At 38.8% G+C, this 988-nt stretch carries 1 protein-coding gene; it reads right to left on the bottom strand.

Features of this window, described 5'->3' with window-relative positions; all coding sequences use genetic code 11:
* Positions 1–42 precede the first annotated feature (42 nt).
* Positions 43–513, bottom strand: coding sequence for a ribonuclease regulator (locus R7Q48_RS25110; RefSeq protein WP_318132847.1), 471 nt, complete (start codon positions 511–513; stop codon positions 43–45).
* Between the last annotated feature and the right edge of the window lie 475 nt (positions 514–988).

Raw genomic sequence — 988 nt, 5'->3', positions numbered from 1 at the left:
CGATTGGAATGGGGTGTTGATTTCAAAAGAAGCACTCGATTTTTAGAATCGGAAACCTAAACCTACCTCAAAGCCTTGTTGCCAATCTTGGTAATCCAACGTCGCGTGAATGTCTAACTTATCGGTAATTTTCACGCGGCTAGAAAGTTCAGCAGCGAGGCTACTGTCTTCGGTTTGAATGCCGTTGCTATTCTCAGATTTGTAAGATCTTACGGTACTTTTTACGGTGACACGATCATTTAAGTGGTAGCTGATCCCGCTGAGAAAGCCGCTTTGGTTTTGAGTCGGAGAGTTATTGACTCGCGCACCTACATAAAGGTCAACAGAATCAAAAAGTTCATAGGCGTAGCCACCATCAATATTCCATACATCAAAGCTGTCGGTTTGGTAACTTTCACTCGAGATAAAGAGTTTGTGAGGAGACGTGCTTGTTTTCCCTGGAAGGGGAGGGAGATCGTTAGCAAAAGAAACGCCAGACACTGAAAACAGTAACAGAAAAAGCCATTTTTTCATGTCCACCACTCCTTGTGTCTAACTTTTTTATTAGTATCTGCTAAAAGCTTCTCACTATTAAAGCATAGAATATGAAAGCCAACACATCTATTTTCTAAATAATTCGATCCTAGGAACATTGATCACAGTTAAGTTGTTGTTAACGAGAAACAACACCGTCTAAATGTTTGATCTTGCGCTTTATGAGAAAGATCCGCTTACCTATAGCTCCTAATCACCCTTCGTTTAATGGCATTAACTCCTGAAGTTAGAAAACAAGGATGTTTTTCTTAAAATCAAGCGTAAGTAATTACACTTATATATCAATGACATTACGCAGAATAAACCTCTGGAAGACTGGAAAATAAACAATTTTTTGTTGACTCTGAATAGGAAACTCGGTAAACGTAGATATAAGCAAACACGATTAACGTTGACTATTTATTTATGCCATCTAACAGCCTAGTAGTAATGACCACGACCATTATTATTACCG

The sequence above is a fragment of the Vibrio sp. 378 genome (genome assembly GCF_033339435.1).
This window is presented reverse-complemented; position numbering and strand designations above follow the sequence as displayed.

Coding starts and splice junctions, on each gene's coding strand:
- R7Q48_RS25110 (WP_318132847.1), bottom strand. CDS start 513: ATGAAAAAATGGCTTTTTCTGTTACTGTTTTCAGTGTCTGGCGTTTCT.